General features: G+C 31.7%; 8 protein-coding genes. All 8 read left to right on the forward strand.

Annotated features, from left to right (window positions below; genetic code table 11):
• The first annotated feature begins 71 nt into the window (after positions 1 to 71).
• Positions 72 to 317, forward strand: coding sequence for a hypothetical protein (locus tag BMX60_RS11125; protein WP_207648380.1), 246 nt, complete (start codon positions 72 to 74; stop codon positions 315 to 317).
• Positions 318 to 415: 98 nt separating this feature from the next.
• Positions 416 to 982 (forward strand): aminoacyl-tRNA hydrolase, encoded by a 567-nt coding sequence (gene pth, locus BMX60_RS11130; protein ID WP_091351515.1) that lies wholly within the window; start codon positions 416 to 418, stop codon positions 980 to 982.
• 94 nt (positions 983 to 1,076) lie between these two features.
• The gene (locus BMX60_RS11135) at positions 1,077 to 1,523 is read left to right on the forward strand and encodes a CBS domain-containing protein (RefSeq protein WP_091351516.1); all 447 of its coding nucleotides are present in this window, start codon (positions 1,077 to 1,079) and stop codon (positions 1,521 to 1,523) included.
• A gap of 16 nt (positions 1,524 to 1,539) precedes the next feature.
• Positions 1,540 to 1,935, forward strand: coding sequence for a hypothetical protein (locus BMX60_RS11140; RefSeq protein WP_143055936.1), 396 nt, complete (start codon positions 1,540 to 1,542; stop codon positions 1,933 to 1,935).
• A gap of 46 nt (positions 1,936 to 1,981) precedes the next feature.
• Complete coding sequence (gene mfd / locus BMX60_RS11145; RefSeq protein ID WP_091351518.1) at positions 1,982 to 5,452, forward strand: transcription-repair coupling factor; 3,471 nt, start codon at positions 1,982 to 1,984, stop codon at positions 5,450 to 5,452.
• A gap of 64 nt (positions 5,453 to 5,516) precedes the next feature.
• Positions 5,517 to 6,449, forward strand: coding sequence for a peptidylprolyl isomerase (locus BMX60_RS11150; protein WP_177159798.1), 933 nt, complete (start codon positions 5,517 to 5,519; stop codon positions 6,447 to 6,449).
• 101 nt (positions 6,450 to 6,550) lie between these two features.
• Positions 6,551 to 7,093, forward strand: a complete 543-nt coding sequence (gene spoVT / locus BMX60_RS11155; RefSeq protein WP_091351520.1) for a stage V sporulation protein T — start codon at positions 6,551 to 6,553, stop codon at positions 7,091 to 7,093.
• A 96-nt stretch (positions 7,094 to 7,189) separates the two neighbouring features.
• Positions 7,190 to 7,453: transposase zinc-binding domain-containing protein (locus BMX60_RS11160; RefSeq protein ID WP_177159800.1), on the forward strand; the 264-nt coding region annotated here is incomplete at its 3' end.

Consider the following 7,453-nt stretch of genomic DNA (forward strand, 5'->3'; position numbering starts at 1 on the left):
CTTTTGAAAGAGTATGTGTCATAAAACCAAGGGGGTAGTGTGTCTAAAATTAGAACAAAGGGGATGAACTGATGAGTAAGAAGAAAAAAGGTAACAAGAAAAAGAGTCCACAAAAAGTGAACTTAAAGAATTTTATAGAGTATGTTTGTTTGGGGTGCAAGATTGTAGAAAAAGTTCCCAAGGAAGTAGTGGAATACTTTGATATGATGGATGATGGAGATACATCAATACCACCTAGATTTAGCTGTGAGAGTTGTGGAGCAGAAATGTATCCCAAAGATTATATAGGAGTTCATGGAGAGCACTATAAAATATAAATGAATTTAAGTGCGCCGAATGGCGCTTTTTTTAAACAGTGTTATCTAATGATATCAACTTTAAATAGAGAAAAATATCCATGAAGGGAGAGAGAATTTTGAGACTAATTGTAGGCTTGGGTAATCCTGGTAATAAATATCAATTTAATAGACATAATATTGGTTTTATGGTGTTAGATAATTTAGGGAAAAAATTAAATGTTAAATTTAAGAAAGAGCCTAAATTCAATGGGGAAATGGCTGAAATAAAAGGGGGACAAAGTAAAACTATTTTATTAAAGCCTTTAACTTATATGAACTTAAGCGGGAACTCTGTAAAAGCAGTGGTGGATTACTACAAAATAAGTCTTGAAGACATAATAGTAGTTTATGATGATTTAGATTTAGAAACAGGGAAGTTTAGAATAAGATTAAAAGGCAGTGCTGGAGGACAAAAGGGGATGGCTTCAATAATCGAAAAACTGGGAAGTCAAGAAATTCCCCGGTTGAGAATGGGGATTTCTAAGCCGGAGTTTGAAAATATATCTGATTATGTTTTAAGTGATTTTCCTAAAGAACAGATCCCTTTAATATCAGAAGCCATTGACCTAGCTAGTGAAGCACTGGAACTGTTTATTAATGGTTCCACTTTGCAACAGATAATGAATAAATACAACAAAAAATAAATAAGTATTACTATAAAAATTTTAAAATAAAAGGAAAAATTTAAATTATAGCGAATATAGTATAGAAATAACCAAAAATAAAGGGGGGTTAAAGGTGCTAGTAAAAGATGTGATGACTAAAGAAGTTTATACTGTAAATCCTAAGGCTACCCTTAGAGATGTGGCTTATTTATTAGCAGTCCATGGGGTAGGTGGTTTCCCTGTGGTTGATGATAGAGGAACGCTAATAGGGATAATTACTGAAAAAGAGGTTTATAAACCGAAGGAACAAATCGATTTAGATAACGATCTTTTACTTGGCAGTTTATTAAATTTACGTAACCCTCAGCGTTTTATATCAGAACTAGCAGATAGTGCCGATGTACCAGTGGTATCTGTTATGGTATCTAATCCTATAACTATCCAGGAAAATGCTTCCATTAAAGAGGCTATGCAGGTTTTATATGAAAATAACATTGGTCGTTTACCAGTTATAAATGAAAATGGATATTTAGTGGGTATAATAACAAAAGGAGATTTATCTAGGGTAATAGAAAAATGAGGTGAGAAAAATTAATTTGCTTTTAATAGTAGGGATAATAACTATTTCTGCTTATATTCTAAATAATCTTCTTTATAAGTACTTACATGATTATTCTACATTAACTGCAGCTATCATCGAAGAAATATTGAAAACTTATGGTGGATACCTAATAGCTCAGATTCTATTAACCCATGTTATTTTTGGACTGGTAGAAGCAATTATTGATATTAAAAATAATGGGAAAAAAGGTATCTACCCTGCCATTTTTTCCTTACTTGGACATGCAGCCTTTGGTTATTTAACTTTAACAGTATTTAGATTAACAGAAAATCTTTTTTATAGTATTCTAACTGGAATATTTGCTCATATTATCTACAATTCTTTAGTTGTAGGAATTGTAAATAATCAAAGGGGAAGTAATAGGCCTTGAAAATAAATCAAGGTTTTTTAACTTTATAGCTAAGGAGAGTTAGTATATGAATTATACGGAACTTAAGAGTATACCTGAATTTAAAGAAATTGAAAATAATATTAAAAAAAAGAAAAGAACGTTGGTTTATGGGTTATCAGGTGGTCAAAAAAGTTTTTTAATTGCTAATTTAATTCAAAATACTGACATAAAAATATTATTCATAAATAATAATCATAGTAGTTCTGAAAAGGTAATGGATGAATTAAAAACATATTTAGGTGAAGATAAAGTAGGTCTATTTCCTTCTAATCCCCTTTTGCCTGGGGAAGTTGATTATAGAAGTAAAGATTTAGAGTTACAAAGGATAGAAACATTAAAAGGAATTATTGAGGGGAATTTAGGGGTAGTAGTAACTCAGATTCAAAACTTATTAGAAATATTACCTAGTAAAGAAATTTTGTTAGAAGCACAGTTTAAAATTAAATATAATGAAGATTATCCTTTTAGTGATATAGAAGAAAAACTTACAGAACTTGGATATATTAGAGCGAATCTTGTGGAGAAAAGAGGGGACTTTAGTATCCGAGGCTCTATTGTAGATATTTATCCATCAGTATCTATAAATCCTATAAGAATTGAGTTTTTTGGCGATACCGTTGAATCCATTCGTTACTTTGATCTGTCATCTCAACGGTCAAGGGAAACTATAGAAGAAATAACTATCTATCCTAATACCCTAAATATTTTAAATAAAGATAGAAAAAGTAAACTGATAAATGAATTAAAAACTCTCCTAGAAAGTAGTAAAGATATAAAAATTAAACAAAAAATAACTAGGGATTTAGAAAGGATAGAGAATAATTTAGTATTTGAAAATCTTGGGCAATATAGTTCTATTATCTATGATGGTGGTGTAAGCCTTTTAGATTTATTAGATGAATATGTTATTGTATTAGATGAGCCTCCTTTTATAAAAACTGAGTTGGAAGGTTGGGAAAAAGATTATCGGGAGCGTTTAAAACATCTTATAGAAAAGGGAGAAGTTACAAATATTCCCCTTTATTTTGAAAGTGATAAAATAATTCATAAACTAAACAAAAAAAATCTCTTATATTTATGCCTTTTATTAAGAACTTTAGGACCATTTCAAGTTGATGATACAGTTTCACTACCCTTTAGACAAGCCCCTGTTTTTGCAGGTAATATTGAATTGTTTTTAAAAGAAGTAGAAAAATTAGTCCAAGAAGGTTACCAAGTTAAAATATATTATAACAATCAAGAAACTAAAGAAAATTTAACAAAAGAAATTACTGAACGAAAAATCTTACTAGGAGACGGGGGTAAACCAGGGGTTTACTTTAATCAAGGGCCCTTAGAAGAAGGGTTTATATTTGACAAAGGGAAAATTGCTTGTTTTGTTGAAAGTCAAATTTATAAAAGAGTAAGGGGTAAAAAAGGTAAAGGAATACAACAAGGTATAAACATTACCGATATTTCCCATTTGGATATAGGGGATTATGTGGTTCATATAAATCATGGAATAGGAATTTTTAAAGGGATAATTACATTAGAGGTTGCTGGTGGTAAAAGGGATTATATCCATGTTCAATACGCTGGAAATGATAAGTTATATATCCCTACAGATCAATTGCATTTATTACAAAAATATGTTGGAGGAGAAGGAAAAGAGCCTAAAATTTACAGTTTAAGTGGTAACGAATGGTTGAAAACTACTCAAAAAGCCAAAAAGTCTATCAAAAATATGGCGGAAAATTTATTGTATTTATATGCAAAAAGGCAAAATACCCAAGGATTTCAATTTAGCCCTGATAGCCACTGGCAAAGCCAATTTGAAGGAACTTTTCCTTATACAGAAACTGAAGATCAATTAACAGCTATTAAAGAAATAAAAAGGGATATGGAACAACCTAAGCCTATGGATAGATTATTGTGCGGAGATGTAGGGTATGGCAAGACAGAAGTAGCAATGCGGGCAGCTATGAAGGCAGTTTTAGATGGAAAGCAAGTGGCGGTCCTTGTACCAACTACAATCCTAGCACAACAACACTACAAAACTTTTAAAGAGAGATTTATAGATTTTCCTGTAAATATAGATGTCTTTAGTAGATTTAGAACTAAAAAGCAGAATGAAGAAGGATTACTTAGATTGGCTACAGGGATTACAGATATTGCCATTGGTACCCACAAATTACTTCAAAATAATGTTGTTTTTAAGGATTTAGGGTTAATAATAATTGACGAAGAACAGCGGTTTGGAGTAGCCCATAAAGAAAAATTAAAACAATTAAAAGTAGGGGTAGATGTTTTGACATTAACGGCTACACCGATTCCTAGGACTTTACATATGTCTATGTTAGGGATAAGGGATTTAAGTGTAATTGAAACACCTCCAGAAGACCGTTTCCCTGTACAAACTTATGTCTTAGAATATAGTGATGATATCATTATAACTGCTATAAAAAGAGAAATAGAAAGGGGCGGACAGGTATATTTTCTCTACAATAGAGTTCAAACAATCGAAATGATGGCAAATAGATTACAGAGTTTATTGCCTGATAGTAGAATCGCCATTGCCCACGGACAAATGAGTGAAAACAAATTAGAAAAAACTATGTTGGAGTTTTTAGAAGGAGAACATGATATTTTACTTTCCACTACTATCATTGAAACAGGATTAGATATTCCTAATGTTAATACACTAATTATTTATGATGCTGATAAATTTGGTTTATCACAGTTATATCAATTGCGAGGCAGGGTAGGAAGGAGTAATCGAATAGCCTATTGTTACTTAACTTATCAAAAAGATAAAGTATTAACTGAAGTGGCCCAAAAAAGGCTTCAAGCTATTAAAGAATTTACCGAGTTAGGTTCAGGCTTTAAAATTGCGATGAGGGATTTAGAAATTAGGGGAGCAGGAAATATATTAGGTGTAGAACAACACGGGTTTATTGCCAGTATCGGCTTTGATCTATACTGTCAATTACTAGAAGAAGCTATTGCTGAATTGAAAGGTCAAAAAAAGGAAGAACCATTGTTAGAAATAACCTTAGAACTGCCAATAGATGGATTTATTCCTGAAAAAATGATGTCTAAATCATTAAAAATTGCTTTTTACAGGAAAATCTCCACTGCTAATAATTTAGAAAGATTAGAGGAAATTGAAGAGGAACTAATAGATAGGTTTGGAGAACTGCCAATAGAAACGGTAAACCTAATCGATATAGCTCGTATAAAGATAATGGGTCAAAAGCTTCAAGTAAAATCTATAACTGCTAAAAGTTTAGGTTATCTACAAAAAATGGGGACAAGTGAATACAGTGTAGAAATAAAATTCTATCCTACTGGGAAAATTACAGGTAAAGATTTATTAGAAATTTATCAAAATAATAGAAACATAAATTTTACAGCTAAAGGGCATAACTTAATTATAGAATTAAAGAAAGTAGAAAAATCAGAACTATTAGGTGAAATAGAAAAATTATTTCATCAGCTTTTTGCAGTTCTAAATTAGCTTGTTTTTCTTATTAATCTCTGTTAGAATAAAAAAATGATGATAAATGAAGGGAAGTGGGGAAATGTCCAAAAAGTTAATCTCCGTAATCTTACTAGTAATGTTTTTTGCTGTATTATATACGGGGTGTTCTACCCAAAAAGAAGTAGTTGCAGTAATTAATGGAAGAGAAGTTACCCGAGGTGAACTTCAGAAATATTTAAGTTTGAGTATAACATTATACTCTGGACAAGAGACATTTACTGAGGCAGAAGAAAGAAGATATTTAGATTTTTTAATTAACGAAGAATTATTATATTTAGAAGGCCTAAGAAGAGGTTTTACAGTAACAGAAGAAGAAATTGAAGAAGAATATCAGGATTATAAAAATTTTATAATATCTTATTATTTAAACAATGATGAAAAAGAATTTACTAAAAGACTTAAAAGGTATAAGGTAACGGAAAATGATCTTAGGGAAATGGCTAAAAGGAATTTAATAATAACTGCATTATTTGAAGATATTGAAGAAAATATAGAACCAGTTACAGATGAAGAAGTAAGGGAATTTTATGATGCAAATGTAGAAGAACTGTTTACTTATGAAGAAAGAAGGGATATCCGCCATATCTTAGTGGATTCAGAAGAAGCTGCTAGGGCTATTTTAACTAGGCTTGAACGGGGAGAAGATTTTGCCCAATTGGCTAAAGAGTTTTCAGAATGTCCATCAGGAGAAAATGGTGGAAAACTAGGCCTTTCTGAAAGAGGTACTTATGTAGAGGATTTTGAAAAAGTAGCTTTTTCCTTAAAAGTAGGGGAAATAAGTGATGTTGTTAAAACAATTTATGGTTATCACATTATCGAAGTAACAGAGATTAAACCACCTGGAGTAGAAGAATTAGATGATGAATTAAAAGGATTAATCAAAGATTATTTACAAAGGCAAAAACCCCAACAGGCGATCTGGGCTTTATTAGAAAGCTTAAGGGAAGGGGTAGAAAATCGTTTGGCAAATTAAGGGTTGGCAAAATATGAATAAAAACTTCCTCGCCGTTAAATAATAGCAATAGGAGAATAGAAGAATGACCCACAACTTATCCAATCGAGGAGGTTTATATGGTGAAAGCTACTGGAATTGTAAGACGGATAGATGACCTTGGTAGAGTAGTAATACCTAAAGAAATTAGAAGGACTTTAAAGATCAGAGAAGGAGATCCCTTAGAAATTTTTGTAGATAGAGATGGAGAGGTAATACTAAAAAAATACTCACCCATCGGAGAATTAGGGGATTTTGCTAAAGAATATGCAGAGAGTCTTTATGATTCCTTAGGACACATATGTGCTATTTCTGATAGAGATAATATAATAGCAATTTCTGGGGGATCTAAAAAAGAGTATTTAAATAAACCCATAGGTTCTGCTATTGAAAGGGCTATGGAAGAAAGAAGGACTATTAAAGGAGATCAAGATAAAGATTTAACGATTCTAGCAGATGAAGAGAATAAATACACAGCCAAAGTCATAGCTCCTATCATTGCCAATGGTGATCCAATTGGTGCAGTAATAGTATGTAGTAAAGAACCCGGGATTAGTTTTTCTGAAGTAGAACAAAAAATGGCAGAAGCTGCAGCAAGCTTTTTAGCAAAACAAATGTCTCAATAAAAAAGGTGGTGCGGTACCACCTTTTTTTATTGCTTAGGAAAGTATAGATTGCTAGGTATGTGGATAAATGTTATTATGTAGTGGGGTGAGTTGTTTATGGCTACGGGAATAATAAAACAAATATTTGAAGATAAATGGGGAGAGTTTAAAGAAAAATACCCAATTAGGCCAACAGTATTGTCAGAAGTAAAAAAGATGCTAACTTGTAAAGATATGAGTGAAGGATATAGCAAATTTTGTTGTCCGACATGTAATGAAGTCAGATATGTAGGCTTTACCTGTAAGAGTCGCTTCTGTACATCTTGTGGTCGGAAAGCAACAGAACAGTGGGTAGAAAAATTAAGCAAAGAATTATTTGAA

This window comes from Anaerobranca gottschalkii DSM 13577, assembly GCF_900111575.1.
Taxonomy (GTDB): Bacteria; Bacillota; Proteinivoracia; order Proteinivoracales; family Proteinivoracaceae; genus Anaerobranca; species Anaerobranca gottschalkii.